Source organism: Mesorhizobium sp. BR1-1-6 (assembly GCF_020165355.1).
GTDB lineage: Bacteria > Pseudomonadota > Alphaproteobacteria > Rhizobiales > Rhizobiaceae > Mesorhizobium.
Window position 1 is genome coordinate 450,659 of record NZ_JAIUHZ010000002.1, and the last position, 26,484, is coordinate 477,142.

49 protein-coding genes and 1 tRNA gene are annotated in these 26,484 nt (G+C 59.8%); 24 read left to right on the forward strand and 26 right to left on the reverse strand.

The features are described 5' to 3' along the window. Positions 1 to 6 precede the first annotated feature (6 nt). Together LB545_RS07470 and LB545_RS07475 are read left to right on the forward strand one after the other, a co-directional pair. Positions 7 to 687, forward strand: coding sequence for a helix-turn-helix transcriptional regulator (locus tag LB545_RS07470; RefSeq protein WP_140516725.1), 681 nt, complete (start codon positions 7 to 9; stop codon positions 685 to 687). Between the two features lie 143 nt (positions 688 to 830). Beyond that, positions 831 to 1,697, forward strand: coding sequence for an SDR family oxidoreductase (locus LB545_RS07475; RefSeq protein ID WP_224704742.1), 867 nt, complete (start codon positions 831 to 833; stop codon positions 1,695 to 1,697). Positions 1,698 to 2,061: 364 nt separating this feature from the next. Here LB545_RS07475 and LB545_RS30960 read toward each other — a convergent pair whose 3' ends face one another. After that, positions 2,062 to 4,188, reverse strand: a complete 2,127-nt coding sequence (locus LB545_RS30960; protein WP_411971065.1) for an OmpA family protein — start codon at positions 4,186 to 4,188, stop codon at positions 2,062 to 2,064. 197 nt (positions 4,189 to 4,385) lie between these two features. On the opposite strand from LB545_RS30960, the gene LB545_RS07490 reads away from it, so the two are divergent. Both LB545_RS07490 and LB545_RS07495 read left to right on the forward strand, forming a co-directional pair. Next, the gene (locus LB545_RS07490; RefSeq protein ID WP_140560716.1) at positions 4,386 to 4,832 is read left to right on the forward strand and encodes a YcgN family cysteine cluster protein; all 447 of its coding nucleotides are present in this window, start codon (positions 4,386 to 4,388) and stop codon (positions 4,830 to 4,832) included. Positions 4,833 to 5,089: 257 nt separating this feature from the next. Next, the gene (locus LB545_RS07495; protein ID WP_140516721.1) at positions 5,090 to 5,446 is read left to right on the forward strand and encodes a hypothetical protein; all 357 of its coding nucleotides are present in this window, start codon (positions 5,090 to 5,092) and stop codon (positions 5,444 to 5,446) included. Positions 5,447 to 5,715: 269 nt separating this feature from the next. Here the strand turns inward: LB545_RS07495 and LB545_RS07500 are convergent, their stop codons facing one another. After that, positions 5,716 to 6,426 carry an SIMPL domain-containing protein gene (locus LB545_RS07500; protein ID WP_224704744.1) on the reverse strand — a complete coding sequence of 237 codons (711 nt, stop codon included), beginning with the start codon at positions 6,424 to 6,426 and terminating at the stop codon, positions 5,716 to 5,718. A gap of 145 nt (positions 6,427 to 6,571) precedes the next feature. Between LB545_RS07500 and LB545_RS07505 the strand changes: the two genes are divergently transcribed. After that, positions 6,572 to 6,647: transfer RNA gene (locus LB545_RS07505), tRNA-Ile, on the forward strand. 57 nt (positions 6,648 to 6,704) lie between these two features. Here LB545_RS07505 and LB545_RS07510 read toward each other — a convergent pair. The 21 genes from LB545_RS07510 to LB545_RS07610 all read right to left on the reverse strand — a co-directional run bounded on the left by LB545_RS07510 (position 6,705) and on the right by LB545_RS07610 (position 16,751). Then, positions 6,705 to 7,769: a tyrosine-type recombinase/integrase gene (locus tag LB545_RS07510; protein ID WP_140631979.1), complete on the reverse strand. Its 1,065-nt coding sequence runs from the start codon at positions 7,767 to 7,769 to the stop codon at positions 6,705 to 6,707. Positions 7,770 to 7,777: 8 nt separating this feature from the next. Next, positions 7,778 to 8,032, reverse strand: a complete 255-nt coding sequence (locus LB545_RS07515) for a hypothetical protein (protein WP_140631982.1) — start codon at positions 8,030 to 8,032, stop codon at positions 7,778 to 7,780. After that, complete coding sequence (locus LB545_RS07520; RefSeq protein ID WP_224704747.1) at positions 8,025 to 8,414, reverse strand: hypothetical protein; 390 nt, start codon at positions 8,412 to 8,414, stop codon at positions 8,025 to 8,027. The genes LB545_RS07515 and LB545_RS07520 overlap by 8 nt, the downstream gene beginning before the upstream one ends. Continuing rightward, the gene (locus LB545_RS07525; protein WP_224704748.1) at positions 8,407 to 8,835 is read right to left on the reverse strand and encodes a hypothetical protein; all 429 of its coding nucleotides are present in this window, start codon (positions 8,833 to 8,835) and stop codon (positions 8,407 to 8,409) included. The genes LB545_RS07520 and LB545_RS07525 overlap by 8 nt, the downstream gene beginning before the upstream one ends. 444 nt (positions 8,836 to 9,279) lie before the next feature. Beyond that, positions 9,280 to 9,813, reverse strand: coding sequence for a hypothetical protein (locus LB545_RS07530; RefSeq protein WP_224704751.1), 534 nt, complete (start codon positions 9,811 to 9,813; stop codon positions 9,280 to 9,282). Next, on the reverse strand, positions 9,810 to 10,223 hold the full coding sequence (locus LB545_RS07535; protein WP_224704753.1) for a hypothetical protein: 414 nt from the start codon (positions 10,221 to 10,223) through the stop codon (positions 9,810 to 9,812). The genes LB545_RS07530 and LB545_RS07535 overlap by 4 nt, the downstream gene beginning before the upstream one ends. Then, the gene (locus LB545_RS07540; protein ID WP_224704755.1) at positions 10,220 to 11,194 is read right to left on the reverse strand and encodes a hypothetical protein; all 975 of its coding nucleotides are present in this window, start codon (positions 11,192 to 11,194) and stop codon (positions 10,220 to 10,222) included. The genes LB545_RS07535 and LB545_RS07540 overlap by 4 nt, the downstream gene beginning before the upstream one ends. After that, a complete protein-coding gene (locus LB545_RS07545) occupies positions 11,191 to 11,469 on the reverse strand; it encodes a helix-turn-helix domain-containing protein (protein WP_224704757.1) in 279 nt (92 codons plus the stop codon). The genes LB545_RS07540 and LB545_RS07545 overlap by 4 nt, the downstream gene beginning before the upstream one ends. Before the next feature lie 309 nt (positions 11,470 to 11,778). Then, the gene (locus LB545_RS07550) at positions 11,779 to 12,159 is read right to left on the reverse strand and encodes a hypothetical protein (protein ID WP_224704759.1); all 381 of its coding nucleotides are present in this window, start codon (positions 12,157 to 12,159) and stop codon (positions 11,779 to 11,781) included. Between the two features lie 4 nt (positions 12,160 to 12,163). Beyond that, positions 12,164 to 12,577 (reverse strand): hypothetical protein, encoded by a 414-nt coding sequence (locus LB545_RS07555; RefSeq protein WP_224704762.1) that lies wholly within the window; start codon positions 12,575 to 12,577, stop codon positions 12,164 to 12,166. Then, complete coding sequence (locus LB545_RS07560; RefSeq protein WP_224704764.1) at positions 12,559 to 12,702, reverse strand: hypothetical protein; 144 nt, start codon at positions 12,700 to 12,702, stop codon at positions 12,559 to 12,561. The genes LB545_RS07555 and LB545_RS07560 overlap by 19 nt, the downstream gene beginning before the upstream one ends. Further along, positions 12,699 to 13,115: a DUF1367 family protein gene (locus tag LB545_RS07565; protein ID WP_224704765.1), complete on the reverse strand. Its 417-nt coding sequence runs from the start codon at positions 13,113 to 13,115 to the stop codon at positions 12,699 to 12,701. The genes LB545_RS07560 and LB545_RS07565 overlap by 4 nt, the downstream gene beginning before the upstream one ends. Continuing rightward, on the reverse strand, positions 13,115 to 13,303 hold the full coding sequence (locus LB545_RS07570) for a hypothetical protein (protein WP_224704766.1): 189 nt from the start codon (positions 13,301 to 13,303) through the stop codon (positions 13,115 to 13,117). Before LB545_RS07570 ends, LB545_RS07565 begins: the two co-directional genes overlap by 1 nt. Positions 13,304 to 13,350: 47 nt before the next feature. Then, positions 13,351 to 14,145, reverse strand: a complete 795-nt coding sequence (locus tag LB545_RS07575; RefSeq protein ID WP_224704767.1) for a hypothetical protein — start codon at positions 14,143 to 14,145, stop codon at positions 13,351 to 13,353. Next, positions 14,142 to 14,327, reverse strand: a complete 186-nt coding sequence (locus LB545_RS07580) for a hypothetical protein (protein ID WP_224704768.1) — start codon at positions 14,325 to 14,327, stop codon at positions 14,142 to 14,144. The genes LB545_RS07575 and LB545_RS07580 overlap by 4 nt, the downstream gene beginning before the upstream one ends. A 115-nt stretch (positions 14,328 to 14,442) precedes the next feature. Continuing rightward, entirely contained in the window at positions 14,443 to 15,093 is a 651-nt protein-coding gene (locus tag LB545_RS07585) for a hypothetical protein (RefSeq protein WP_224704769.1), read from the reverse strand. Continuing rightward, positions 15,094 to 15,456 carry a hypothetical protein gene (locus LB545_RS07590; protein WP_224704771.1) on the reverse strand — a complete coding sequence of 121 codons (363 nt, stop codon included), beginning with the start codon at positions 15,454 to 15,456 and terminating at the stop codon, positions 15,094 to 15,096. It lies immediately after the preceding gene. Continuing rightward, entirely contained in the window at positions 15,453 to 15,677 is a 225-nt protein-coding gene (locus tag LB545_RS07595; protein ID WP_224704773.1) for a hypothetical protein, read from the reverse strand. The genes LB545_RS07590 and LB545_RS07595 overlap by 4 nt, the downstream gene beginning before the upstream one ends. 51 nt (positions 15,678 to 15,728) lie before the next feature. Then, positions 15,729 to 15,977 (reverse strand): hypothetical protein, encoded by a 249-nt coding sequence (locus tag LB545_RS07600; RefSeq protein WP_224704775.1) that lies wholly within the window; start codon positions 15,975 to 15,977, stop codon positions 15,729 to 15,731. Between the two features lie 49 nt (positions 15,978 to 16,026). Further along, positions 16,027 to 16,608, reverse strand: a complete 582-nt coding sequence (locus tag LB545_RS07605) for a hypothetical protein (RefSeq protein WP_224704777.1) — start codon at positions 16,606 to 16,608, stop codon at positions 16,027 to 16,029. Continuing rightward, the gene (locus LB545_RS07610; protein ID WP_224704778.1) at positions 16,608 to 16,751 is read right to left on the reverse strand and encodes a hypothetical protein; all 144 of its coding nucleotides are present in this window, start codon (positions 16,749 to 16,751) and stop codon (positions 16,608 to 16,610) included. The genes LB545_RS07605 and LB545_RS07610 overlap by 1 nt, the downstream gene beginning before the upstream one ends. Positions 16,752 to 16,852: 101 nt before the next feature. On the opposite strand from LB545_RS07610, the gene LB545_RS31105 reads away from it, so the two are divergent. Beyond that, a complete protein-coding gene (locus tag LB545_RS31105; RefSeq protein WP_224704779.1) occupies positions 16,853 to 17,173 on the forward strand; it encodes a helix-turn-helix domain-containing protein in 321 nt (106 codons plus the stop codon). A gap of 132 nt (positions 17,174 to 17,305) precedes the next feature. On the opposite strand, the gene LB545_RS07620 is transcribed toward LB545_RS31105, so the two are convergent. Beyond that, positions 17,306 to 17,644, reverse strand: coding sequence for a helix-turn-helix domain-containing protein (locus tag LB545_RS07620; RefSeq protein WP_224704780.1), 339 nt, complete (start codon positions 17,642 to 17,644; stop codon positions 17,306 to 17,308). 92 nt (positions 17,645 to 17,736) lie between these two features. On the opposite strand from LB545_RS07620, the gene LB545_RS07625 reads away from it, so the two are divergent. Beyond that, positions 17,737 to 17,958: a hypothetical protein gene (locus LB545_RS07625; protein WP_224704781.1), complete on the forward strand. Its 222-nt coding sequence runs from the start codon at positions 17,737 to 17,739 to the stop codon at positions 17,956 to 17,958. Next, the gene (locus tag LB545_RS07630; protein ID WP_224704782.1) at positions 17,955 to 18,305 is read left to right on the forward strand and encodes a GIY-YIG nuclease family protein; all 351 of its coding nucleotides are present in this window, start codon (positions 17,955 to 17,957) and stop codon (positions 18,303 to 18,305) included. Before LB545_RS07625 ends, LB545_RS07630 begins: the two co-directional genes overlap by 4 nt. Here LB545_RS07630 and LB545_RS07635 read toward each other — a convergent pair. Continuing rightward, positions 18,302 to 18,559, reverse strand: coding sequence for a hypothetical protein (locus LB545_RS07635; RefSeq protein WP_224704783.1), 258 nt, complete (start codon positions 18,557 to 18,559; stop codon positions 18,302 to 18,304). The genes LB545_RS07630 and LB545_RS07635 overlap by 4 nt on opposite strands. 117 nt (positions 18,560 to 18,676) lie before the next feature. Then, complete coding sequence (locus tag LB545_RS07640; RefSeq protein ID WP_224704784.1) at positions 18,677 to 18,898, reverse strand: hypothetical protein; 222 nt, start codon at positions 18,896 to 18,898, stop codon at positions 18,677 to 18,679. Positions 18,899 to 18,948: 50 nt separating this feature from the next. On the opposite strand from LB545_RS07640, the gene LB545_RS31110 reads away from it, so the two are divergent. From LB545_RS31110 to LB545_RS07720, 16 genes are all read left to right on the forward strand, one after another. Further along, positions 18,949 to 19,194 carry a DUF551 domain-containing protein gene (locus LB545_RS31110; protein WP_224704866.1) on the forward strand — a complete coding sequence of 82 codons (246 nt, stop codon included), beginning with the start codon at positions 18,949 to 18,951 and terminating at the stop codon, positions 19,192 to 19,194. Then, positions 19,191 to 20,051, forward strand: coding sequence for a hypothetical protein (locus LB545_RS07650; protein WP_224704786.1), 861 nt, complete (start codon positions 19,191 to 19,193; stop codon positions 20,049 to 20,051). Before LB545_RS31110 ends, LB545_RS07650 begins: the two co-directional genes overlap by 4 nt. Positions 20,052 to 20,447: 396 nt before the next feature. Further along, entirely contained in the window at positions 20,448 to 20,840 is a 393-nt protein-coding gene (locus LB545_RS07655) for a hypothetical protein (protein WP_224704787.1), read from the forward strand. 40 nt (positions 20,841 to 20,880) lie between these two features. Then, positions 20,881 to 21,180 (forward strand): hypothetical protein, encoded by a 300-nt coding sequence (locus LB545_RS07660; RefSeq protein ID WP_224704789.1) that lies wholly within the window; start codon positions 20,881 to 20,883, stop codon positions 21,178 to 21,180. 41 nt (positions 21,181 to 21,221) lie between these two features. Then, on the forward strand, positions 21,222 to 21,491 hold the full coding sequence (locus LB545_RS07665) for a hypothetical protein (RefSeq protein WP_224704791.1): 270 nt from the start codon (positions 21,222 to 21,224) through the stop codon (positions 21,489 to 21,491). Beyond that, entirely contained in the window at positions 21,488 to 21,811 is a 324-nt protein-coding gene (locus LB545_RS07670; protein ID WP_224704793.1) for a hypothetical protein, read from the forward strand. The genes LB545_RS07665 and LB545_RS07670 overlap by 4 nt, the downstream gene beginning before the upstream one ends. A gap of 3 nt (positions 21,812 to 21,814) precedes the next feature. Then, positions 21,815 to 22,648 carry a DNA cytosine methyltransferase gene (locus LB545_RS07675; protein WP_224704795.1) on the forward strand — a complete coding sequence of 278 codons (834 nt, stop codon included), beginning with the start codon at positions 21,815 to 21,817 and terminating at the stop codon, positions 22,646 to 22,648. A gap of 23 nt (positions 22,649 to 22,671) precedes the next feature. Next, positions 22,672 to 22,839, forward strand: a complete 168-nt coding sequence (locus tag LB545_RS07680) for a hypothetical protein (RefSeq protein WP_224704797.1) — start codon at positions 22,672 to 22,674, stop codon at positions 22,837 to 22,839. Then, complete coding sequence (locus LB545_RS07685) at positions 22,836 to 23,510, forward strand: hypothetical protein (RefSeq protein WP_224704799.1); 675 nt, start codon at positions 22,836 to 22,838, stop codon at positions 23,508 to 23,510. The genes LB545_RS07680 and LB545_RS07685 overlap by 4 nt, the downstream gene beginning before the upstream one ends. Then, positions 23,507 to 23,848 carry a VRR-NUC domain-containing protein gene (locus LB545_RS07690; RefSeq protein WP_224704801.1) on the forward strand — a complete coding sequence of 114 codons (342 nt, stop codon included), beginning with the start codon at positions 23,507 to 23,509 and terminating at the stop codon, positions 23,846 to 23,848. Before LB545_RS07685 ends, LB545_RS07690 begins: the two co-directional genes overlap by 4 nt. Next, positions 23,845 to 24,249: a hypothetical protein gene (locus LB545_RS07695; protein WP_224704803.1), complete on the forward strand. Its 405-nt coding sequence runs from the start codon at positions 23,845 to 23,847 to the stop codon at positions 24,247 to 24,249. The genes LB545_RS07690 and LB545_RS07695 overlap by 4 nt, the downstream gene beginning before the upstream one ends. Then, the gene (locus LB545_RS07700; RefSeq protein WP_224704806.1) at positions 24,197 to 24,607 is read left to right on the forward strand and encodes a hypothetical protein; all 411 of its coding nucleotides are present in this window, start codon (positions 24,197 to 24,199) and stop codon (positions 24,605 to 24,607) included. Before LB545_RS07695 ends, LB545_RS07700 begins: the two co-directional genes overlap by 53 nt. 5 nt (positions 24,608 to 24,612) lie before the next feature. Beyond that, complete coding sequence (locus tag LB545_RS07705; protein WP_224704807.1) at positions 24,613 to 25,107, forward strand: helix-turn-helix domain-containing protein; 495 nt, start codon at positions 24,613 to 24,615, stop codon at positions 25,105 to 25,107. A gap of 202 nt (positions 25,108 to 25,309) precedes the next feature. Further along, entirely contained in the window at positions 25,310 to 25,588 is a 279-nt protein-coding gene (locus tag LB545_RS07710) for a hypothetical protein (RefSeq protein WP_224704808.1), read from the forward strand. After that, positions 25,589 to 26,128 (forward strand): hypothetical protein, encoded by a 540-nt coding sequence (locus tag LB545_RS07715; RefSeq protein ID WP_224704809.1) that lies wholly within the window; start codon positions 25,589 to 25,591, stop codon positions 26,126 to 26,128. Positions 26,129 to 26,245: 117 nt separating this feature from the next. After that, positions 26,246 to 26,425 (forward strand): hypothetical protein, encoded by a 180-nt coding sequence (locus LB545_RS07720; RefSeq protein WP_224704810.1) that lies wholly within the window; start codon positions 26,246 to 26,248, stop codon positions 26,423 to 26,425. Positions 26,426 to 26,484: the final 59 nt, after the last annotated feature.

Here is a 26,484-nt window from a genome sequence, read left to right on the forward strand (position 1 = left end):
GGATTAATGGACGCGATCGCGACAGGCGAGATGACGCAAAGCAGCACCGGCGAGCGGCAGCTGGTCGTGCTGGTCGCGCTCGGTGATGCCGCGCGCGCCGAGCGGCTGTCCGCGTCGCTTGCCGCGACCGACGATCTGCTGCCGGTGACGCCGGGCAGCAGCGAAGCGGTTGATGTCGCCATCGTCGACGAGACCGCCGGCCCCACGGGTGCGGGAACAGGGAAGGGCGACGCCGTTCCCGCCGCGACCGCGCGGGTGCTGTTGTCTTCGCAGGCCGGCCTGGCACGGCCGCAGGGGCAGGTGTTCGCCGTGCTGCCGACGGCGGCGGATGCAATGCTGATTGCGGCCGCCGCCAGGCTGGCGGCGGCCGGCTACCGCGTCTTTGGCGACAGCGGATCCGTTCCTGGCCGCCGCGATGATTTCCACGGCGGCGATATTGGCGGCGACGGCCTTTTCGACGAGGAGCATCCCGACGAGCATGCCGCCCGCCCGGCGCTGTCGCCGCGAGAAGCGGAAGTGCTGGCGCTGCTGGCCGAGGGCGCCCCCAACAAGGTAATCGCGCGGCGGCTCGACATTTCCGTGCATACGGCGAAGTTCCACGTCGCAGCGATCCTGATCAAGCTCGGCGCCGCCAACCGAACGGATGCCATCGCCATTGCCATGCGGCAGGGGCTGGTGTTGGTCTGAGGTGACGTCTCAGCCGGAATTTGACGATCATCGCCAACGAATGGACCCTCCGCAGCGTCAGCATGGCCTGCCGCCGCAAGCTCTTGTATCCGGGACCGCCACAGGCAAGGATCGCGCCACCGGACAATGCAAGCGGAGGAAAAATGTCGCTCAACGGAAAGACGCTGTTCATCTCCGGCGGGTCGCGCGGCATCGGGCTGGCGATCGCCTTGCGCGCCGCGCGCGACGGCGCCAATGTGACGATCGCGGCCAAGACCGCCGAGCCACATCCGAAACTGCCGGGCACGATCTACACCGCCGCTGAAGAGATCGAGCAAGCCGGCGGCAAGGCGCTGCCCGTCCTGTGCGACATTCGCGAGGAGGCGCAAGTGGCCGAAGCGGTGTCGAAGACGGTCGAAAAATTCGGCGGCATCGATATCTGTGTCAACAATGCCAGCGCTATCCAGCTCACCGGGACCCTGGAAACCGACATGAAGCGTTACGACCTGATGCACCAGATCAACACGCGCGGCACGTTTCTCGTTTCCAAAATGTGCATTCCGCACCTGAAGTTGGCCGGGAATCCTCATATCTTGAATCTGGCGCCGCCGCTCGACATGAAGGCCAAGTGGTTCAAGAACCATGTCGCCTACACCATGGCCAAGTTCGGCATGTCCATGTGCACGCTGGGCATGAGCGCGGAGTTCGCCAAGGACGGCATCGCGGTCAATTCGCTGTGGCCGATCTCGACCATCGATACCGCGGCGGTGCGCAATCTTCTGGGCGGCGCGACGGTGGCCGCGATGAGCCGTTCGCCCGAAATCATGGCCGATGCCGCGCATGCCATCTTCATGCGGCCATCACGCGAAGCGACCGGCAATTTCTACATCGACGAGGAAGTGCTGCGCGCCGAGGGGATCAGCGATTTTTCGGTGTATGCGCCGGGTGCGGCCGGGCCGCTGGCCGGCGACTTTTTTGTCCCGGACGAGGTGTTTGCCAATTCCGACACGAAGATCAGGACGGCTTTCTAAAGATGTATCGAGGCGCAAATTCCGGATGGAACTCGGTTTCAGACATTCCTGGAGTTGCTCTAAGCAAAAAGCCCCGCCGGAGAGGGCCGGCGGGGCTCAGTGCGTCCCGCTGGAGTCGGGACGGGGCAGGGAACGCCCGATCCTGAATCTGGGGTAGGCCATCTCGCGATTCAATGAGCGGGACCCGACGCCAGGACAATTCTTGTTGAACTTGGGCCGTTGCCGCGATCTCGCCCATCCCGGCGAAACCGGGATGGGCCTTTTACCGATCCGATTCCAGAAGCCTGCTCAAGCGTCTGGAAATGCAGAAATTTGATCGACCATGATCTTTTCCGAAAGCCGGTTTCCGGCTCCCGGATCGTGGTCAGTTGTTGCTCGCCACCGGCGCCACCAGCGAGGTGATGCGGCGGATGGCGACACGCCGGTTCTCGCGGTTGGGGCCTGAGGTGTCGACCTTCAGATATTCCTCGCCATAGCCCTGCGTGGTCAGGTTTTCAGGCGGTATGCCGAAGGCGTTGGTCAGCGCTTCGGCCACCGCTTCGGCGCGGCGGTCCGACAGAGCGAGGTTCGCCTCCGGTGTGCCGACAGCGTCGGTGTGGCCTTCGATAAGGAAGGTCTCGGCCGGGTTCTTCTTCAACAGCTTCTCCATGGCCGTGGCGACACCCTCGAGCTTCTGCACCTCGGCATCGGAGATCGAGGAAGAGCCGAATTCGAAGTTCAGCGTGTCAAGATCGATGCGTCGGGCAATGTCGCGCACTCGTGCGGAACGCTTGACCTCGTTGATCGAATAGAGACGCTGCACCTTCTCGACCGGCGGCTGCTCGAGGAAAGTATAGTAGTCGTCCGGGCTTTCGACCTCTTCGGAGTCAAGGATGTAGTCCCGGCGCGGAATGGTCAGCCGCATCGGTGGCAGGTCGTCGCCCGGATCGCGCCAATCGTTATCGTCGTCGTAGCTTCGTTCGTCGACATAGCTCAACACATACTCATGGCCGTCGGGCATGATGCGCGACCGTTGGATGATGTCGCCGTAGCGGTTGCGGATGGTGACGATCTGCACGCCGTTGTCGCGCTCGACTGTCTCGCGCGTGCGGCCTTGCGACAGATCCTCATAGTAGACATCCTTGGCGCCGCGGGTCAGGCGCGGCCGGTCACTGCTCTGAACGTATGTCTGATCGTTGAGCTGGATGATGACGCGATCGCCGATCTCCTTGAGCACGTCGACACCCTTGGGGCGGCGGCGGTCGCGGATGTTCTCGTCCGGTGCGCGCTCGAGGCGTTTGCCCTTCTCCTCGGTAACCGGGACGATTTTTTCCGGTTTGATCTCCTGCTGAGCAGCTCTATCGTCGGTCGGGGGCGGACCCTGGTCGACGGGAGCGACCGCGGGCTGACGGCCCTGAGCACCGCCCTGCCGGGCGTTTTGCCCACCATTCTGCTGCTCGCCATTTTGCTGCTCGCCATTCTGGTTGGCGGGGTTCCTGCTGGCCTGGCCGTTCTCGCCGCGGCCGCGGCGTCGGGCATCCTTCTGGCTGTCGAGAATGGGGGCAGCGTTCTTGTCGGCGGGCGTCTCGGCCTGCTCGGGGTTTTGCCCCTGGACAGGCGCGGCCTTGCCGGCACTGGGCTGTTCACCCGTGGCCGGCTGCTCGCCCGTTGCAGGCTGCCTGCCGGTTTGCTGTTGTTCGCCATTGGCCGGCTGCTGTTCGCCATTGGCCGGCTGCTCGCTAGCCGGTTGTCTGGCGTTCTTTTTCCTCTTGTCCTGGGGTTGTTCGCCCTGGGCTGCCGGCCTCTCGCCTGAGGGTGCCGGTTCTGCCTTGGGTGCTTCTGCGGCAGGTGCTTCCTTCGGTGTCGGCACGGCGCTGGGCTCGGCCTGCTGCTCCTGTTTGCGCTTCTTGCGCTGGTTGTCGTTGGCAGGTTCCGTTTGGCCCGCCGGTGCCTGTTCGGTCTGCTGTTGTTGGTCGCGCTTCTTCCTGCGCGGCTGCTGTTCCTCGGTGGCGGGTGCTGCCTCACCGGCTGGCGCCTGCTCGGTCTGCTGCTGCTGGTCGCGCTTCTTCCTGCGTGGCTGTTGTTCCTCGGCAGCTGGTGCGGCCTGCTGCGCGGGGGCCTGTTCGGTCTGCTGTTGCTGATCGCGCTTCTTCCTGCGCGGTTGTTGTTCCTCGACGGCGGGCGCGGCTTCACCAGCGGGCGCCTGCTCGACCTGCTGCTGATCGCGCTTCTTCCTGCGTGGCTGTTGTTCCTCGGCGGCTGGCGCGGGCTGCTGTGCGGGTGCCTGTTCGGTCTGCTGTTGTTGCTGATCGCGCTTCTTCTTGCGTAGCAGTTCCTGGTCGCTCTGCTGTGCATCGTCAGTCTGGGTGTCCTGGGCCAGGACCAGCGGCATTGCGCTGTCTCGCATGGGGCCGAACGCGGCACTTCCCTGAAGCGGGGATGCGCCCAACGGCGCGGATGCCATCAGCAGGCCGAGTGCGGTGCCTGCCAGAATCCGTGGTTGGCGTTTCATCGAAATTCTCCTTGTGGGGTCCCATCCTTGCCGAAACCGATTTTAACGAAATTGGTTCCGGCGGCTCATGGTTAGGGACCGTACGGGGCGATTGGCCGGCCTTTTGAAGGCAACTTCATGTCTTTCGACGGGGGTGCCGCCCCATTCCAGCCTTTGCCCTGCTTGACCTTCGCGGCGGCTGGGGCCACATGCCGGAGATGGAAACGCCGTTCTGGAAAACAAAGACGCTGGAAGCAATGAGCCCGGCCGAGTGGGAATCGCTCTGCGACGGCTGCGGCAAATGCTGCCTGTCGAAGCTCGAGGACGAGGATACTGGCGACATCTACTGGACCAGCGTCGGCTGCCGCCTGTTCGACGCGCAGACATGCCGCTGTTCAGACTATCACAACCGGCTGGCGCGCGTTCTCGATTGCGTCGGGCTGACGCCGCAAAATGTACGCACCATCAGTTGGCTGCCCAGCACCTGCGCCTACCGGCTGGTCGCGGAGGGGCACGATCTCTACTGGTGGCACCGTCTGGTGTCGGGCAGTGCCGAGACGGTGCATGAGGCCGGCATGTCGATGCGCGGCCGGGTCAAGGCCAACGAGACGGATCTGGCCGAGCCGGAGGATTATTTCGACTATATGCTTGACGACGAGCCATAAGCTCGCATCGGGACGAGGAACCATAGCTCGCATCGGGATGACGAGCCCTGAGGCCGGTGTCCGCAAGGGCGCGCAGGAACCAGGAACCATGCGAGACGTTTGGGGCACATTGTTGGAAAACCCGTAGAAGCTTCCTTTTTCCGCCACATGAACCGCCGATGAACGGCAGGTTCGTAAATAGTTCAGACAGGCGGGTGCATTCTCCCATCATCGATTTGAAGAGGACGGGCGAGAGCCCGCAACAAGGAGAGAAGACCATGTTCAACTCGGTGAAAACGGCAGCCCTTTCGGCCCTCGTCGGCCTCGGCACGCTGGCGGCCGTTCCCGCCCATGCCGACAGCCTTTACCTGGGCTTCGGCAACAACAACGATCCGCGCTTCGGCGTCTATGCCGGCGATGACGGCTATCGCCACCGCCGCGATGAACGCCGCGACGACTGGCGCCGCGGCTGTTCGCCCGACTGGGCCCTGAACAAGGCCGAACGCATGGGGCTGCACCGTGCCCGCGTCGTCGACGTCAGCCGCCGCACGGTCAAGGTGATGGGCCGCCAGTATGGCGACCGCGTCGTCATCGTGTTCGCCAATGAGCGTGGTTGCCCGATCATCAACCGCTGAGCCTCTTAAGGCGCGACCTTCTGCGAGGGTTGGTAGCGGCATGATCCTCTGCGGGGTCAGTCGGCAGACACCCACCCTCTGCGAAGATCGATCCTGTCAGGATCAGTCTGGAGACACGACCTTCTGCGAAGGTCGGTCTGGAGTAGTGGAGCCGCTTTCCTTCGGGAAGAATGCGGCTCAAAAAACCCGCGGGAGCGATCCCGCGGGTTTTTTCATGCACCACGGCGGACGGTTCAGGGTCGGGCTCGGCCATGGACCATCGAAGACGCTTATTTCAGTTCGAAGGTAACGGTGACCTGGACATTGTAGGCGTTCTCGCCGGCCTGCACCGGAGCAGCACCGACGGCCGCGTCGAAGGCCTTGGCGTTGATCGGCATCGGTGGCGGCGCGATCTTCTGGTCAGTGATTTCGATCACCCGGCCTATACTGACGCCGGCTGCTTCCGCCAGCGTCTTGGCCTTGGCCATGGCATCGGCCACCGCCTTTTTGCGCGCTTCGGTGACGGTGGCAGCCGGATTGTCGTTGGTGAAGACGATGCCGCCGCCCTGGTTGACGCCCAGCGACACCGCCTTGTCGAGGATCTCACCGGTCTTGTCGACGTCGCGCACGCGCACCGACAGTGTGTTGGTTACCTGGTAAGCAATCAATTCGGCCTCCTGGCCGCCGTCGGGCTTGTTTGTGTAGTTATAGCGCGGATTGATCTGGATGCCCGCGGTCTGGAGGTCGCGGTCCTTGATGCCGGCCGACTTCATCGCGGCGATCACGGCCGCCATGGCGTCGTTGTTGGCATCCAGTGCGGCGCGCGCCGTCTTGGCTTCGCGCATGACGCTGAGCGTCAGGACCGCCAGGTCGGGCGCTACAGTCGCCGCCCCTTCGCCCGAAACCACGATACGGGGCGGTGTCGGCGACTCAGCGGCCGCGGCCAGCGCCGGAAAGGCGATGGCGGCGGCGAGTGCGAGGGGCAAAAGAGGTCTGGTCATGAAATCTCCTCGGGTAAGCATATCCGCGCCCAGCGGGCGCACGCGGCTCCTTATGGCGCGATTATGGGCTGATTTGGACGATTGTGACCAGCGGTCCCGGAAAGCCTTGTGCCGCGATGCGAAAAACATTAATCCAGCCCGCGTGGGGCCTGTAGCTCAATGGTTAGAGCCGGCGGCTCATAACCGCTTGGTTGGGGGTTCGAGTCCCTCCGGGCCCACCATTCGCCTTGATTTGCAAGGCTTCGCGTGAAGGGTAGACAATAGGGTTAGACAGTCGGTTAGACAAACCTCTTTATCAGCCGCGTCATGCCATCCACAGCAAGCCGCTCCTGCTCCGCATCCTTGCTGTAAAGCTCCACATGATCCAAGTCGTCGTGCCCCAGGATTCCGGCCGATTGCTTCGACGTGGCGCCTTCCTCCGCCAGATACTTCCCCAGCGTCTTCCGAAGCCCATGCAGGGTACATCCCGGCGCCATGTCGGCCATCTCTGTCCAGTGCGCCATCATGCCCGTGAGAGACTTCTCCGAGAACGACTTGCCATAGGCGTTGGCAGCCACCGTGTCGGTTTTCCTTGGCAGGTTGATCAAGGCGTCTTTCAGCATCGGGAGCATGAGCAGGCGAAGAACCTTGCCCGTCTTGGCTTGGCGAACTGTGATCCGGTCCTTTGCGAAATCCACGTCTGACCAGAGCTGCGAGGCCACATCGCCGCGCCTGTTGCCAGTCCAGAGCGCCAAGGCATAGACGGCTCGCGGCATGGTCCCGTTTGGCCATCGCTTTTCGAATGCGGCACGTTCGTCTTCGGTCCACGCTCTCCAGCCGGTATATTCGGGTCTCCATCCGATCTTCAGGGAAGGATCGAACTCGATCCAATCTTGGTCCATAGCCTCCGTAATCAACCGGCGAACGGCTGTAAGGATGTGCTTGGCCTTGTGGGGCGTCTCGCCATGCTCTTTCAGAATGAGCTTGACGTGCCTGCGGCGAAGATCGGAAACCGGGATAGTTGCCCAGAGTGTGGGGTTGTCCTCCGCCACCTTGGACGCAAGGAATTCCTTGGTCAGCCGCTCGTTCTTGTATTTCGTCGCCTCGTCCAGCTTCCGCCACTCGATCCCTTTTTGGACAAGCCGCCAGGCATCGGCAAACGTCTTGGGGATGATTGTCTTCGGATGGGCGATTACCTCCGCTTGGCGAGGCTCCCGGCCCTCCACAGCCGCGCTGTACGCCTCCTCGAACTCGGGATGGCCCGGCTCCTGCGGCAGGTAGATGGACTTTCCCGCCCGCCTGAAGCGGTAGCGGGTCGTTCCATGCCGGTCTTCGAACGGCGAGACGTAGGGGTAACCTTCCATCAGTCCATCTAAGCCGCACGGTTGCGCCCCGACAAGATGCGATCGATCTTGTTACCGTCATCCCCAGGCAAGTCGGTGAAGAATGCATCGAGCTGGATTCGGTCCCATAGGGTCCGGCTGTTGGCCCGCTTCGGACGCGGCATTCTGCCGTCTGCCACCATCTCATCGAACAGAGTAGGGCCAACGCCGATATACCGCGCCGCCTCCTCACGGCTCAACCCGCGCGGCGGATAGGCGATACTGTCTGGCGCCCGCTCAGCCATTGCCATCACCGCTGAATGGCTCCCACATCGCCTTCATGTATTCCCAGTATTTTGCTAGGAACGCGATGACGCGCGGTTCATCGGCTCGACAAACAGACACCTCGTGGCTCCCAAGGTATGACTTGCGCTGCCCAATTATCTGGAGCTTGAGGATGCCATTGCGGTAATAGACATCGCCGTTGAATTCTCCGGCGCCGCTGTCCTCACCTTCCAGCCAGTCCCACCGAACAAACCAGTTGTAATCAAGGTCGGCATCGCGCCACTGGCTCTCGAACACATCCCAGGCTGGATACGTTTCGTGGCACCCGTTGCTGAAATAATTTCCCTCGTTCATGTAGTAGGGATGGTCGACTTCCCATAGATGTTTCATCTGCTCACCCATGATCGCCGCCCTCCTTCTCGCTGGGGATGGTGAGGGCGCGGGAGGCTCTGCGGAAATCTCGTGCGTGACAGTGCGCAACGAACACGTCTTCGTGCTTCACGCCCAGCCACGTATCGTCAGGCAACGCCGGATCGATATCGTTCTCCATAGCAAACGGCTTCAGCGCCTCCCGCAAGCGCTCTATCTCGGATAGCAGGGCGCGGATGTTGTCAGGCTGGGCCGCTACGATGTAGGCTGCATTGGCCGCGTGATCTTCCTCCGCACGACTGCTGTCGTCAAAACCGGCCCACGCGACAACCGGTACGTTCGAGCGGCCGTGCTGGACCTCGTTGACCCCGTTACGACGGAAATGCTTCCAACGGCCCTTGCTGGCCCGCGCCAGCCCTTCGCGCAGTTCCTTCTCTATCCGCTCTATGGTCATGGGCGGGGCTCCTGTGGCTCATGGACGACATCCGTGATCTGCAAGGCTCTGAGCCGCCAATTGTGCCCGCACTTGAAGCACTCCCCCCGTATGCCCACTACGCAGCCAGGCTCCATATATCCTAATGCCCGGTCGAGCTTGCCGCCAGAAACCTCCCATGTCTGGGTGCTCTCAATGGCCTCGTGAAATTGGAAATCTCTTGACCGGCATCGCGGGCAGCGGATGTGCGTTGTGGCGGGACGTGCGCTCATGGCTGCTTCTCCAGAGCGAGGAGAGCGGTGCGGCATTCTTTGCATGTGGGTTCGCGCGTAGACGTGCCCCATGGCATGATGACGAAATGGCCGCAGACAGTCGGAACGCTTGTGTCAGCCTCATCGGGCTTGACTGAAGCTGCACACCAGCCGCCACGGTGTTTGACGCACCGTACCGCCTTCGTCAGCCCCTTCATGACTCAGCTCCAGGTGCTGAGGGAAGATGTTTCCAGTGCGTGAACGAATAGATGGGCGGGCTTAGAACGATGCCGTAGACCCACTCACCGCAGTCCCGGTCAAACCGGGTCGCCAGCACATGGCAAGCGTGGGGCGCCGTGCTGATACCCTGCCATCCGGTTGCTGGAGGTGCAGGAGCGGCGGAGAGAGCGGCGAGTACTGCATCGGCATCGTCAAGGCAGATACTGCGAAGGGTGCCAGCGTCGCTTTCCGGCTCATCAGGATTGTCGTCCCATGAGAATGGCGGCTGCCTTTGTTGAAAAAGGATACGCGCGATGTCTTCTCTGGTCTCCCCTTCCGCTATCTGCCCTACAGGGGATGCGGAGAGGGCTGCTTCGAGGGCGGCCTTTAGTCTTTCGATCTCTGCGGCTTGGGAGGAAACCTGCTGCTCAAGGCGTTCGGCATCCTTGCGCCATCTGTCGCGGTCTGCTGCGATTTTGTCATCGCTTGCGGGCGGCGGCTGCGCCTGCATGTCTTCGCCGGGGTTCATGGCGTTGCCTTTCGCAGAAAGCCATAGGCGAGCGCGCCGAAGCGCATGTCGTCATCGGTCTCGCCGCGCTTGAACGGGTAATCGTTTCCGTCGATGCAGCGCATGACATGGCCTTCGGGAATGTGATCGTACCATTCGGCGGGATAGAGCCAAAGGATGTTTCCATCGTTGTCGGGCTCGTCCCATTTCTGGCAGCCGATTGCCTTCAAAGTCTCTTCAAACAGGGACGGCAATTTTGTAAAGTCAATCAACGGCTTCGGAACAGTGAGGCCGTCCGTGCGCTCAAATTGCGGCGTGTGGACTTCGATTGTCTCGCCGGGCTCAGCACCGATTGCGGCGCGCAACTTTTCCGCAAACTGCGGATCGTTCATGTCGAGGATGGCATCGAATTCAATGTCGGTGGCGTTCATTGTTCTGACCTCTGGGATTGAATGATGCGACCTGCGGCGCGGATGTTTCCGAGCGTGAAATATGTTCGGAATTGCTCGCGATCATCGAGGGCTTGATAGGACGGCCCGAGAGGAATCGCGAACGGGTTCAGCGCCTCCAGAGCGCCAGCAAGAGCCGCTTCGGCGCTCTGCTTCTCGGTTTCCAGCCGCTCCGCAACTCGACGCCAGCTATCCCGCTCCTCAATAAGTGAGGCGAGGGCGCGGGAGGCGTAATCCACAAACTGTGCACATGTCATCAAGGCGTGATTTGGCAAATCCTCTGGTGAAGTTAAATCGTCTGGATTGGCGTCACAGAAATCAGTCCACGCCTTTTCGAGCGCTTTGGTAACCTTTCGTTCCACCTCTGTCGCCGGCTGTGCCTTCGTCTCCACCAGGTCCGCTGGGACTGCTGGTGCGGGTGGATGGGTGTAGAGAGGTCTGCGCTCGTCGGTGTCTTCCGGAAGCCTGAATTCGTCGCCCAGACCAACGAAGCCAATCATCATACCGTGGCGGAAAACCCCGTTCGCCACCGGCTCCGATGCCGGCTCCTGTATGGTGAGGGCGCTGAGGATGCGAGCTTCGAAATCGGCTTGCGCGGCAGATTTGGCGGCATCGTAAGAGCCATCGAATTTTGTCCAGCCGCCATTTTCAGGCGAGCGAACTCTGATGTCGCCACGATCGGTTATCCTGATTTCGTAGCAGAGGCCGTATATTGGTTCGGCTCCCCACCATCTTTCGTCAGTTTCCTCCCACTCCAGTTCGCGAACCTTTACTCCCTGCTCTTGAGGGGCGCGGGAAGATTCGAGAGGGCCATCCTTCATCGGACAATGGTAAACGGGAGGGTTCGCGCCAGCGCAGTCCCCGCCACACACAGGGCAGTCGCGGCCTTCGTTCTCCTGCTCTGGGGTTTTCTCTGCGTATCCGCTATCGGTTTTCCACTGATCGTAGGTCATGGGCGGTTCCCCTTGATTTCGGGTGTCTCTGCTTTCCAAACGCCAGTCTTTCGCAGGATGTCCAATTTGCGGCGTTCGGCATCGGCGGCGCGGTCGAGACTTAGGCCGAGCGCATCCATCAACCGCACCACCGTTCTAAAGCCGGGGTCTTTGACCTTGCCGGTTTCAATCTGCGAGATGAGCGGGTTCGAGACGCCGCTTGCCTTTTCCAGATCGCGCAACGTCCAGCCTTTGCACTCGCGTGCAATCCCGATGAGTTCGCCAAGTGCGGTCATGACTCGCCCCGTCGGTCGTCCAGCGCTTCCGGCTTCAGAGGGGCGGTGCTCTCGGTCATGGCTGGCGTCCTTCTGCTTTGGCGCGCTCGGCAAGCATAGCGTCGGCGGCGGCATACGAAGCGACCGCGCATGCGCGAACCGTCTCGGCCAAGCTCGGGGAGCCGTGCGCCGTCGAAAGAGCGGCAATCATCGCCTGCCCAGCGAACCAGTCGCGAAGGCTCATGCCGTCCGCGATATGCCCCAGGCCATTCTCTGCTGTGACCGGAAATGCTGGTCCGCCATCGGTCGGCGTATGCCTTACTGTCTCTGTCATGGCTGGACCTCAGCAGGAGCAAATGCGAGTGGACCGGTCGGCTCGCCCCAATGAAAGGCGTCTATCCGATTTGGGCCGCCGATCTCGCCATCTCGGTACAGAACGTAAACCTGGGTCTCGGGAGGGATGTCATAATTTTCCGGCCGGTCGATCGCAATCCATGCGTCGTCCAGAGGGTTGGTCTCAGGGCCATCAATCGTGGGGTTGACCTGCTCTGATGCCCATTCAGCATGCAGGTCCAGAAGGCTGGCAAACTCAGGAATCGGCAGGTCGTTAATCCAAGCTCCGTATTGGTCGCTAGACATGCCTTGGAAGTCGACTTCGGCAAGCTTGGCCATAAGCCGAACTCGGATTTTCTCTTTGATACGCTGATTCATAGATCTACGTCTCCTTGCGCAAACGCGCTGAACGGATGATGATTTCTGCGGCTGCGACATCGCCCGAAACTTCGTAGAGCTTGATCGCAAGTTCGAATGGGTCGACGCCGCGCGACTTCCAGAACTCAAGCTCGGCTCCAGAATGCTGCATCTTGTGTTCTTCTGGCGTCAGCGGGAGCGTCCAAGCGTCGTCTGGCTTCTGAGCCCCGCCTGTGTGCTTCTTGCGGTGCAGAGCGCTCCCTGAGCGGATATGGCAGGCCTCGCAGCCATAGAGCCCACTCAGGACGCTCGGGAGCTTTCGAATGAATGCAAGGTGCGCCGGGTCTTCAATACGTCTGGTGGCCCGGCTGGACTTATCCAGGCTGAAGGCGGTTGCTTCTCGCTTGACTGCCCAGCCCATCACACGCGCCCCTTCCATTCACGGCCCAATTCCTGGGCAAGCTGACGGTGCAATCTGTCCTTGCGCTGCTTATAGTTCCCAGAGCGGAACAGGACTGCTTTGAAGCCGAAGAAATGGAGGAGATGGTTGAGGAGAGCCGTCATGCTGCCTCTCGCCTCTGACTGACATAGCCAAATTCACGCGCTAGCAACTCCTCGACTGCCGCAAAGAAAGCGATCATCTCCGGTTCGTCGCACTCGCTGGTGTTGATTGCGCGTCCTACGCCAACGAAATGGCCGCTTGCCAGTCGAATGGCATCCACGAAGCCCACAGCGGGCCGTACGTAGGCATCCAGCGCCTCCTTGGTCGGAGCGCAGCCTGTGGCGTCCACGCAATCCTGTAGCGTTGCCCAATAGGCTCTAAGCCGGTCAAGGTTGCGCCACTGCTTTATCTCGACCTTGACGCGCTGCCCCTGCTTGATGCCGTCCAGTGCATGGAGGTCATATTCGAACTCGGGGATGAGCGTGTTGCCATGCCGGCAGAAGGCGTAGACGGGCTTTTCTGGTTTCTTGGCCATCAGCGCTGTTCCTTCTTTTGGAAGGAAAGGCTTTGGAAGCGACCCTTGGCGCCTTCCTTGGTCCACGCCGAAACCCAATACTCAACGCCATCGATCAGAGCAGTTCCCTTAGCGTGAGGATGGGAGTCCTTCTCACGCCTGTCGTTCTTAAACAGGGTTCCACTGTTGTCCTTTTGCTCGTAAGCCATGGTGTATCCCTTCCGCCCCGGCCCATTTGCGAGCCGGGGCTTCTCCGTTACGGAATGAAATTGTCGACGTAGGCGCTGCGCCCGCTCGGCCTGTCGCCGGGGAACGTGTCGTCATCAACGATGCCGTTCAGCACCAGCTCGCGGCGCTTGTTGATTTCTTCCTTGGCGAGGTCGCGCCATGTTGCCGGCCACTTGTCGCGCTCGGCGATGCTGGACCATCCAAGCGCCAACTTTGTCAGAGACGGCACGGTTTCGCATTCGAGCAACTCGCTTTGGAACGCATCCCAATTGTCGGGCCCATTGTCCTTCTTGAGCGCGCTTGCCGTCGCCATCCCGGTTTTCGGGTTGATGCCGACTTGGCGCTTTGCGGGCGAGTTGCCTTCCGCGAATTCCTCACGCATGGTGTTGACGTATTTGCTGTCGTCAAACATGCCCATATGGACATCGGCTCCGACGCCGATCAGCTTGAGCGCGTTCGTCACGGCATCGGTAAACGCCTTCTTGAAGGCTTCATCATCGCTCTTGAGCCCACTGGAAAACTTGGCTACGACCTTGTCGCCGCCCACGCCGTAGACTTGCTCGGAAGGCTTGTCTTCGTGCCGGTACCAGACATACACAGTGCAATAGACGAGGATTTCTCCGTCTGTCGCCGGCACAACCTGAAACTCGGGCATTCCAACGCCCCAGCCTTGGCCGCAAGGTCCAAATTCCTCGGTCATGCGACGGTAGGACCACATGGGTTTGATTGCGGTGCCCTTGAACCCGCCTCCGCGCGTGAAGCCCTTCGTCGCCGCCGGATCGGTGCGCCCGAGCAGATCCCATAGCTTGGTGTTCTCGGTCATTGCCGTTTTCCTTCGAACTCATCATTGACGATATGCGCGATTTCCTGGCGGGCGGCTTCCTTACCGATCAAGCGGCACAAGTCGCGGAATTCGGTGCGAATTCGATACTCGATGAACCCCGCACCATACCCATCGGCGGGCGTCTCCCGGCTTTCTACAGGCTGCGGAAGAGAGCGGTTCATGACATCCACCATGTGTCCAAATTACCTGCAATGATGATCAGCGAGACGAGAACTGCTGTCGTCAGCCGACGATGATCAGCAAGCCAGTTGCAGGCTGATGAGAGAGCCGCGTCCATCAGGCGACCTCGATCTCTTTTTTGTCACTTTCCCAGTCGTATTCTCGGTAGTCTTTGATGGCCTCTAGGATCGCTTCCTTGTCCTCCGCATCTTCGATGCGCCCGAATAGATCGGTGAGGTTCCAAAGCATGAAGGAGGCGCGCGACTTAGCTTCCGCTGCCAGTTTCAGAGCGGCGTTTTCAAGCTGGTAGTCGCTTATCTTGAGGCTCTTGTTGTAGAGCTTAACAACCCAGTCAACAGTTGTGTTTTGTCCATCCGCCAGCGCTTGAGCGGCCACAGTCGCGGCTTCTTCTGTCTCGAACAGATCCTTTTCGTTGTAAACTGATCCGCTGCCGACGCCCGTCTCCAAGCACATGTAGCGATTGCCCGTGTCGTAAGACATAGGTGCCGTGTTGACCTGGATGCTGCCGATGGTGAGCCGTTCGACCGAAGGCACATATGCCGAATAGTCGAGTGTCAGGTCGCGGTCGGAATTGTACTGTGCCGAGCAGCGAGGACACGAGAACTCATACTCACTGCCAGCCGGAGAAATTGCCTTCCACTTGTGCGAGCCCATACAATCGGGGCACGGGTGCCGCTTGCGCTCTGAGGTCGTGCCAGCCCGATAAACAGTGTCGCCGACCGAATATTTAGTGGTGATCGTAGCCATCTACGCGGCCTCTTTGTTGAGCCAGACGGCCTTGCCATACCGGCGGAAATATCGGCAAATCACGCGTGTCTGCTTGGCTTGCCTAAGCTCGCCAGTACGGTTCTGCTGCCGGTAGGTGGGCAAGTTGCGGAACCGGAAGATGAACCGGTTTGCGTCCTCGATGGCCTCTTCCGTGCAAAGCGCGGGACGGATTGTAGCGAAGAACATGCCGGGTTCGGCTTTGAACTGGTCCACCAGCCGTTTGCGCTCGAAATGCTTGGCGCGGGCTTCTGCGATGCCGTCAGCCTGGATGCGCTCGAAAGCAGCAAGGAGGGCAGGCGATGAGCCATGGTAGCCGCAGGACTTGGCGAAGGTGGCGTTCACGGCTGCACCTCCACGCGCTTTACTTCGACCTGGAATTCTCGCGAAACCCCGTCATCGTTACCCCAAGCGTTTGTAATGAAGCCATGGATCAATACCGGGATAACGACCCTGCCATCCTCATTCAGCAGGCGATTGAGAGCTTCCCGCCCTGCCTTCACGTCGAGGATCGCAAAATCCGAAGAGATCGAAATCGTGGCTGTCTTCCTGGCTGCGGTCTGCATCTGTCTTCTCCCTGCTTGATGGGGGGATGGGGGATTTGCTTTGGAGGGGGTCTAGCTTTTGAGCGAAGCAGCCCTCAGACGAGCAGCGAGGGCGCCGAAGGTGCGCTCATCGGTCCATAGGGCTTCATTGTCGGCCTTGAACCAGAATTCGCTTTCGAATGGTGACCAGCGGTTCAGGCCGAGGCTTTGCGCATATTGACCGCATGCGCAGTTGCATTGGTCCGCGTAGACATACCTCTTCTCCGCCGGCTTCTTCTCGCACCAGTCGGCAAATGCTTCCAAAGTCAGTTGCGGTTTCATCTGCGTGTCATCCCTTGTTCGAGAGCCAGATCGGTGGTTCGCGATCGTCTTAGCGGCGGATGTTTCGCGAGGATGTATAAGCAGCCTTCAACATCTCGAAGCCCTTCCACCAGCCGTCGCCACCGCAGTCTTCGTTGGCGATCATTTTTTCGGCTGCTGCTACGAAATCTGCTGTGTCGGAATTTTCGATTGCCCAGACGAGATTCGCCGTTATCTCGCGCTCAACCGACAGTTCGCGGCGCAAGCTATCGACGGCGAGGAATTCCTCTGGGCCAACGGTCATTGGCGATGTTTGGTCTGGGTGGGCGTTCGCCCTTTCATTTTCGCGCAATTCGCGCAGCCCTTGCGCCATTCCTTCGCGGGAAGTGCGATCCACCATTTCCTTAAAAGTCTCGTCTTCCGGCAGAGGGTTTTTCTCCAACCAAGAGTCCAAGGCTTCTGGGATAATCATGAGATCGGTATGCCCTGGTGAGAACGAAGCGTTCAGAGCACCACAGATGACGTTTGCATATTCGACTGTTTTCAGCGCCGAGCCCATCGCGTACACCAGAGCGACCAGCCGTCCTTTGTCAGAGCGAATGGCGATGTCGCCATTCTGTTGCGCTGTTTGATCACCAGCCACGACGAACATCAGAGCGTCACCTTCTCAGAAGAGACAGGAAGCCACCGGACCGCACGAGGGGACCAGTAAAAGTACCTGCCGTTCGTCTGCTTGGCTTTGAAGGCGTTGCCGTTGATGATGGCGGTCATCTGCGTGGCGGCTGCGGTGTTCATGTCGATCTCCTAATCTCTGAGACCGAATATAGCGCCACTATCATTTAGCGTCAATAAAAAAATATAGCACCGCTACAGTTTTTGCGCTACACCAATGCAGCATGACTGCATCTGCCTTTCTGAGAAAACGCGATTCCTGGCTCCGGGCAGTGGTGGAAGACCACGGCCTTTCCCACTCGACCGTAAGGGTCGCGGTGCATATCGCCATGCGGATGAACGGGAACCGGCAAAGTGGAGCGTGGCCGTCAACAGACACCATAGCGAAGTCCGCCGGCGTCAGCGTCCGGTCAGTCATCCACGCGATTGACGAGCTTTGCGGCCTGGATCGAAAAACTGGGGAATGGTCAGGAACGCGCTACCTGACAGCGGAGCGGAAACGAAACGTCGGCAACCGCTATTGGCTCAATTTTTTTTGGGAATAAGTGCACCGTTTGCACTTATATAAGTGCACCGTTTGCACATGAATAACGTAAAGCTGAATAACGGAAAGTCTCTTCCTTAAGGGATTCTGCTCTTGAAGGAAGAGGTGCTAACGTATGACACGAGAGCGAGGCTCAATCGTCAGTGCCTGTCTTCTGGAAGGTCTTAGCTATCTCGATGACCTGATTTCGGGTCGGCACATCGAGCGTTTCCCAAATTGACCATATCGCCTGTTCGCGGGTCGGGTCTACGTTCAGCAGATCGCCGGGGCGAATACCGAATTCGGCCGCGATGGCTTCAAGCATGGGCTGGGTATAATTCACACGGCCAAGTTCGAGCTGGGAGATGGCGCCAGGCGTGACGCCAATGCGCTCCGCTAGCTCCTCCTGGGTCAGGTGCTTTGCCTTGCGCCATTGCTTGATGAAGTGGCGACGGCGTTCCGGCTTGGGGGCAGGGCGGGCAAGTTTAGCCATACCCACATTTTCCCACTGCGCGCCTCAGCCAACCATACAGCATGGCTAAAATTGTAGTTGACGGCTCAACTGTAGTGTGGCTATAGTTGAGCATGGCTAACAAACTCGCACAGTGGCTCAATGCCGAACCGAAGCCGATGGCAAAGTCGGAATTCGCCGACCAGATCGGTGTTTCGCCTGGATACGTTTCGCAGCTCTGCGGTGACAATCCTCCATGGCCGGGGCGCGCGATTGCCAAGCGCATTGGCGAGGTTACTGACGGCGCTGTGACACCGAACGATCTTGCCGGATATGCCGAGGAGAGCGCGGCATGAGATTCTATCAGCACGTCTACTTCATCAAGCCAGTCGGCATGGCTGGCCCGGTAAAGATCGGGTGCACCATTGACGTCAACAAGCGTCTTTCGGAGATGCAGAAATCCTCGCCGCTTCCGCTTGAACTGGCTGCCTTTGTCCCCGGCGGACTCGGCCTGGAAAGGAAGCTTCACGCATATTTTCAGAGGCAGCACTCGCACGGCGAGTGGTTTCATTGGTCGTTCGAACTGACCGCCCTCATCCAGAAAATTCGCGATGGCATCCAGATTGGAGACGCCATCGATCTGTCTGACATCAAGATTTTGCGGAGCGGCGCACTTGGCGCGGCTTCCAGAGAGGCCGCCTAGTGCGCCAGTCTCAGCCGTTCCCCGCCGCAGCAGGCAACACCGAGCGCCTTCATGGTGGCCTGAATGGAAAGCAGCACCGCGCGTCGAGGCATGATCACGCGGTTGACCACGTAATATTCTGTGCCGCCAGCCTCGCTGAACGAGTTCTGCTGGATGAAGCCGGTAAAGCGCATGTTGTCCCCGAGGTCTTCGGGGATCACGCCCGTCAGGAACACGTCGGGGACTATGGTCTGCTCGGTCAAGATGATGCTCATAGCGGTTCTCCCAAGCCCTTCGCAAGCAAAGGTGCGGGAGAGTGCGGTGCATCATCAATAGCTCATTTGAAGCAGCCAACACCAACTGATGCAGTTGGTTACGAAAGCGTGAACCCATCAGTGTCGATCGCTGGCAAGTGCCTTGCGCATATCGCGGACAAGAGCGCGGCCAACGGCTTCCGGAAGCACCAGACGGGCAACAATCCGATGCTCGCTTTCGTGCGTCACCCAAGCAATCAAGCGAACGTCCCCGTCGATGCGCTGGATGTCGATGCCCTCACAGAAAATGTCCGGGATAATCACCGGCTCAACCAGGGGCGGGTCTTCATCCTCGGCCATCAGGCAACTCCAGAGGTGATGGGATGAGTGGTCCAGACGCCAACGGCTGGATGCCGATCGAGACTGCTCCGAAAGATGGCCGAAGGATTCAGTTGTTTTGTCCTTCCCGCAAACAGAGGGTTTGCTGTGGGAAGTGGCGCGGCAAGTTTATTTGCCAAAACGGTCGCCTTATCTGGCAGCCAACTCACTGGCAGCCCCTCCCAAATCCCCCTTCGCTGCTGGCCTCCTCATCCAGCGCGAAGCCCGACGCTGACTCCCTCCCGGCGTCGGGCACCAATTCCACGGTGCAATCATGAGCGACACAGTTGCGTGGGATCACGACGCACTTGCCGATGACCTTAAGGCCCATTTGCGAGGCAATGAGCGCGAGCGTCTGATTTGGTGTGACATGCAGCTCGGCCCCTCTGGGAGTCCCCGGCCCGATGTCTACGCGCTGCCCAAAAGCTATAGCAAGTTCACGCCGTTCGCGTACGAGGTGAAGATATCGCGGGCCGATTACCAGGCGGATGTAAATGCCGGCAAGTGGCAGAAATACTATGCCTTTGCCAGCGCCGTTGTCTTCGCGGTCCCCGATGGGCTGATTAAGACCACCGAACTCCCCGGCGGCGCCGGAATGATCGTCCGTAAGCAAAATGTCTGGCGACTTGCGAAGGCTCCCAAAGTCAATGCGCTCGACAATCTTCCGCGCGAGACGTGGATGAAGCTCGTCATTGACGGTCTCCACCGTATTCAGGAAAGCCGCGCCCCGCTCAACACTTATGTCATGCGAGAGCGGGCCTTTAAGAAGGCTCTTGGCGACGAGATTGCCACTCTGGCGGCGAGTAAGGAGACAGCCAAGTGGCATATCGAGCATGAGATAGCAGAACATGGTCGCCGTCTTGAAGCTATTAAGAGACAAAATGAGGCGGAGATCGAGCGCGCTCGGGAGAGGGATCGGGTAGCGGGTCAAGAATTTGACCGCCTCTGCGATCTCTTTGGGCTCCCCCGCGGCACAGGGACTTGGGCCATCTCGACCGCAATCCAGCGGGCAGTCAAAGCTTTGGATGCAGACCAACGCATTCGCGACCTCCTCCAGGTGATTGAAGCGGCGCAAAACTCGCTTGCGGCCGCCAAATTGAAAGTGCTTGCCAGCCAGAATTCGGAGGCAGCATGATCTTCCTCATAATCGGTACAGCGTCATTCCTCGCCGGTCTTGCTGTTGAATGGACCAGATCTCGCAACCTCCGCAAGGCCACGGTTCGCGCGACTGCGCGCCACGAGCTTAGAATGCAATTCACGAGCCCTATCGACCTCAGCCTTTGTCAGGTGACGGGGCGTTGGCAGGCGAGGGGCTGACGATGGCGAATTGTCATTGGCCGGCCGAAGCCGGTCTTTCTCAAACATCATCACAAGCTGGATCGGACGCTGTGCTTGGCGGCTGTGTGTTCGATCCATTTCTCGACCTCTCTCTGAATGCCGACGGCCGGTTTGTTTATCCGCCCGTCGCTGCCGGACCGTCCGGCTTAGTCGCTGTCTCTGACACCCACAGAGATATCGAAAGGAAACGGTCATGGGTGACACCAAACGGGTCAGATCCGACCTGAAACGGGGCATAAGCGTCATGAGTACGGCAGCATCGGAAGCCTTTTGCTTCCTCAACAAACTGACCCAGCGAGAGTATCGCGGCTGGGGAGACACAGCGACGGCGGCGCGGGAACGCGCAGCCCGGAATGCAGGCATCACGCCGGCCCAGGCAGAGCGCGTCTGGAAGCGGTGGCAGAGGATGGCGAGCATAGACGGTGATGTCTACCGCGCCCTTCGCAACAAGTATGAGGCGCTTTGTGAAGCCAATGAACAAGCAGCCGACGCCTACAGGGCGGAACGGCTCCAGCTAAGGAACGGCAATGCGGTGGATCAAAAGCATGGCGGTGAGGGTGTGGGAACGACTTTTGCTGGCGATTGAGCGCCGGCGGCAACGGAAATGACGGTCAACCAAACGGAGAATGAACATGGACGAGAAATATTACGGCATAGCTGGCGGAATGTCTTCCGCAGGCCAAGCCGCGCCAAAGCAACAGCCCCTCGGGCGCGTATTCAACGCCATCGATACACTGAGCGCCGCTGCCGAGTTGGCGCACAATGTCGGCAATTCCTTGGCCGGCAGCCAGCCGGAAAACGCAGGCAAAAGCGTCAATCCTGTCGGCAACGGCTTGTTCGATGAACTGGCACTCGCTGCCGATCGTATCGAGGCTTACGCGTTGAGCATCATCAACGACATGCAGCGCATCCAGAACCGCCTTTAACCAACCGTCGACTGTGCGCAAGGCGCGGAGAGGGAGATGAGATGAGATATCGCAAAAGGCCTGTCGTGGTCGACGCGTGGAAATTCACTGGGCAAGACAGGATGGATTGGCCCGAGCCTTTCGCTAGCGAAACAACACTCATGGCGGATCTACCTGAATCAAAGCCGATGGTTGAAGCAATCTTGATAGGTACGCTTGAAGGAACCATGCGGGCCGATATCGGCGACTGGATCATTCGCGGCGTGAAGGGCGAATTTTACCCCTGCAAACCCGACATTTTCGAAGCGATTTACGAGCCGGTGTCGCCATGAACGCCCACAACCAGACCGACTTTGAAGCTGCCCTATCCGAAGACCTGGAGGCATGCATCACGGATGCTCTTGCCGGCGATCCAGACACCAATATACCCGCAAGGATAGCGCATGAGACCAGCGCAATCGAGCGAGCCGAACAGCGCATTGCCGCCACCAAGGAGACGCTGAAAGCCAATGTGGCCATGGCGACGGCCGAAATCGCACGATACCGGACCTACATCCTCGCCACAAAAGCCTTTGCAAAAAAGCAGATTGAGCAAGACCGCTGTCTGGCGGCGGCATCCAGAGCGGCGCTTGCGTCGCTGAATGCGGGGTAGGCGATGCAGAAGCTTCGCGTCTTGGATCTGTTCAGTGGGATTGGCGGCTTCACACTAGGTCTGGAGCGCACCGATGGATTCGAGACCGTAGCCTTCTGCGAGATCAACCCCGCTCGTCAGAACGACTTGCGGAGCACTTGGCCAGGCGTACCGATCTTTGACGATGTGCGGTCAATCCCGACTGCCAACCTAGGGCGAATTGATGTCATTACGGGCGGCTTCCCTTGCCAAGACATTTCCACCGCTGGAAGGCGCACCGGCATCCACGGAGAGCGCACAGGCCTATTTTCTGAAGTCATTCGACTTGCTGGCGAGCTTCGACCCGGCCTCATCGTCCTGGAAAACTCCGCAGACTTGCTTACTGGCGACGGGGGAGCTTGGGCAGGATACGTTTTCGGGCAGTTGGCCGCGCTCGGGTACGATATCGAATGGCACGTTATTCCGGCTTCCGGACTTGGTGCCCCGCACGTCAGAGAGCGTGTCTGGATCGTTGCTACCGACCCCAACAGCAAGCTCCAAGAGGTCAGGCGGTACAAGCTCTATCTTGGACGGCGGTTCACACGCTCGGGCGAAGCTGCGGCGGTTGTTGCCGACCATTACTGTGAACGGAAACTACAATCAGGTTGGGTCTTCACCGACCAGTGGGGAGGGATTGTACACCACCCTGACGAAACTTGGCCTGAAGTCTGGCACGAAAAGCTGTCATCGCTTCGCGGCATGGATGATGGGCTACCCGCAGGACTGGCTACTTCAGCCGCCCACCGTTTCGGCAACAGCGTCGTCCCGCAAATCCCGCAAATCATAGGCCGCGCCATCCTCCATTCCATCGCAGCCTAACCCCAACCAAGGAGCCTAAAACCATGACACTGCATCTCCTTGCCCCCCTCGACTATGCCCGAGAACCAGAACCCTGGATCGAACCAGAACAGCGCAACCCCCTCTGGCTATACGGGCTTGCAGTGATTGGCGCCATTGCTCTGGGTGGTTGCGGATATTGCGCTTGGCTGATGGTGGGAGCTTTGGCGTGACCGCTTCCGCGCGTGGCCTATTCAGAGCTACCGGCAAGAAGTCGAAGCCGGTTCCGCGCCTCATGCTCGACGGCAGCATTGAACGCGTCGAGCATCTGGAGCGTGAGAAGGATGATTTCTATCCGACGCCCCCTGAACCAACCAGGGCGCTCCTGCATGCTGAGATCAACCGGCTGAAGGAGTTCGGCACCATCTGGGAGCCGGCGGCAGGCGATGGCGCGATGGTGCGCGAGATGGAATCGGTCGGGCTCACCGTACGCGCCTCCGACCTGATCGACCGTGGCTGTGATGCCGATATCCGGTCGTTCTATGATTTTCCGGTCGCGCCAGCCCGAGCGATCATCACCAACCCGCCATTTTCCGAATGCGGCTGGGGCAATGGCAAGGCGCGCTGGCTGAAGCATGCGCTGGACGTCCTCGACGTCGAATACATGGCGCTGCTTATGAATTGGGGCTGGCCTGGTGCTGGTGGGCTCGGCCCGTTCTATGCCGCTCACCCGCCCGCCCGCGTCTACCTCATGCGCTGGAAGATCGACTTCACCGGTCAAGGCGCACCGCCGATGCTGAACGCATGGTTCGTTTGGGATCGCGCATGGCGAGGCGAAACCGTCCTTCGCATGCTGGACCGGAAAGATGCGCGGCAGTCTGAGCTTTTCGAGGCGGCGGCATGAGCGAACACCAGATCCAATCGGCCATCATCAGCTACCTCGACAGGGTTCTTCCTTCGACCATCCGAGCGGTTGGCGTCTCAAACAACCCGCGCTCGGCCATTGCCGGCGCCAAGGAGAAGGCGAGGGGAATGCGCAAGGGCTTCCCGGACATTCTTCTGACTGGGGCCTTCCACGGCCTTCTGGAGGTCAAGCAGGAGGGTTCGTACCTCCGTCCAGAGCAGAAGGAGTGGCGCGACTTTCTCGCCGCTCAGCAAGTGCCAGTGGCAGTTGTGCGTTCCATCGATGATGTCAGAGAGACGCTTGCCGGTTGGGGCGTCCGTTTGAGGGAAGCCGCATGAGCGATTTTGACGTGTTTTGGGCCGCATACCCGCGCCGCATATCCAAGGGAGCAGCTCGCACCGCATTCGAAAAGGCAATCCGCAAGACCGATCTCGAAACCATGCTCGCAGCCATCAGAGACTATCAGCGGTTCAAGCCGGAACGCATCGACTTCAAGCACCCGGCCACATGGCTAAATCAGGAGTGCTGGGATGACGAATGGCAGGCCGTCCCCAAGGAAGTCACCAATCGCCGCCGCACCTTCACCGACGTTGCCATGGACAGGTTCAATGGATCAGCAGGCTTTCAAAGAACTGACGCGGATGCTGGAGGGATTTCCCCAGTCGAGCGGGAACCCGGATATGGCGATGAGCGCCTTCGAATCGTCAGTAGCCGGCCTTTCGGCTCAAGCCATCATTGAGGCCTGCCAGCGCTTTCGTGACGGACTCGTGGAAGGGCAATCGTTGGATTATGCGCCGGCAACGGCACGCTTCGCCGCAGAAGCTCGACGCCGGCAGGAATTTATCGACGCGAAAAAGGTGGCGACGCGCAGCCTTCCGGCCCCCAGGTATTTCCCCGGCCCACTCGCCCCCTTCCAAGTTCGTCAACAAAAGCGACTAGCCGAAAACGCCCATCTCCCGATCCTGTTCGAAAACATCACCTATGACCAATGGCGCAAGATGAGCTTGGCCAAGGAAATACCGGTGGGAGCGAAATGGGTCGGGACGCTCGGGATCGTATATGGCCCGGCGCCCAAACAACAAGCAGCAGCGGAGTAACAGAAATGTACGCGGTTTCAGTCAAGAACGTCGAGCGAAACATCAGGGTTGAGCCATCTGGCGCCGAGCGTTGGGCACGGATCTTGGATCCGGTAACGCGCCATCAGGACGCCGCCAAAGAAATGGAGCGCCAGGGGATTGCGATGTTCAGGGCCAGAGGCACACCCCAATGGGCTCTAGACATCGTTATAGCATGTGCTCGCAGGCGCAACGTTGCCCTTCCTATCATTGCTCAGGATCGCCGATTCAGAGACGCTGTTCAGGCCAGAAACGAGGCCATGTACCTCATCTATTCGCAGCGCCGGACCAATCCCAACCTGTCATGTCCAAGGCTCGGTAAATGGTTCGGGCGAGACCATACATCCGTTCTCCACGGCATCGCCAGCCATCAGGAAGCCAACGGCCTGACGCGAATCGTCGGCTACAACATCGTCAGTTCCCGGAAGCGGAATGCAAACGGAATGAGCGTCAAGCGCACCTCTGCTCAAGAGGAGAGATAAGTGAGCGACTGCCCACGATTTGGAAAATGGATAGGCGGCTGCAAATTCGAGCCGCGATTCAACAAGAGCGCTCCGGACTGGTCAGCGTTTGAAAGCATCAATCGAATGACCGGTGAATTTGCCGAGAGGCTGCGCACTGTGACGTATGTGCAGGACGTATGCGTTCGCTGTGGCCGGACCACCTCAAAACGAGGAGATGTAGATGAACATGCTTGAGCGAGTCGCCTGCCAAGTCGCGCTTGTGCTCTATGGTGGGTATCCTCTATCGCGGGAAGAGCGCGAGAAAGGGCTAAAGTGGGCGAAATGCTTGGAGATCGCCCGCGCTGCTATCGAGGCAATGCGCTTCGCGGATGGTGCCATGCAAATCGCGATGGTGAAGCAGGCGATTTCCGCAGACCATGACGACTCCATGGAACTGCCGACCGCATTATCGATATATCTCGCCGGAATCGACGCCGCCCTTACTCCAAAGGAGGGATAGATGAAGGCTGCAACACGCCAAAAGCCGAAGCGCGATTTTGCCTCCCAGCATATCGAGATTGGAAGCGCCATCATCGAAAACCCGAACTGGTCAAGAGACCACGACGGGGACAAGACCAATGTGCGGTATGTCTCGCAGCCAATCAATATCAGGGAAAGCGCCATCACCACTTTGGCCGCCAAAGGCGTCATCAACGCCGGCCAAGCGGCGGCGGCTGTTCGGTTTCGCGCGGCATGGGAACGAATGGGTGGCGCTGGCGCCGGAGCTCTGGACTACAGCAAGGAGCCTGTCGATGGCGGCGGTGTTGTCGAGCCTATCACAATCCGCCAACTCGAAGCAGGCAGGGAGCTGAAGGACGCCAGGGACGCGCTGAAGAAAGCTCACGGCGAATATGCCTTCCGCGTCGTCTGCTACATCGCAGGCGAAGGCCGCTCGATCCACGAACTGACCGAAACCCGCCGGCAGCGGGACACGCTTACCGACAATCTCCGGGCGTATCTCGATGTGTTGGCCGTGCTGTGGGAATACGCGGGGCGATGATAGTTTCGCATCCGAAACAGATTGACACGCGCGCGCGAAAATGCCAGACAAGTGCATTCCCCGAAATCGTCACCAGCGCCTCGCCAACTGCGGGGCGTTTCTGCATGAGGCCAGACAATGGCTGAAGACATCCGCCGGCTGAATGAACTCTCCGACGCCGCCGTGTCCGATTATCTGCGCCGCTCCTCCATCACCTATCTTGAAGCGGTGATCTCGCTGATGCTGACGAGCATGTCGGCGGAAGAGGCGGCCCAGATCCTTGAGGCCGAGGCGAACGATCTGAGGGAACTGGGATGAGAGCGCTCGTTCTCGCCGCACTCCTCGCTCTTGCCGCGTGCGGTACCAGCCAGCCCTGC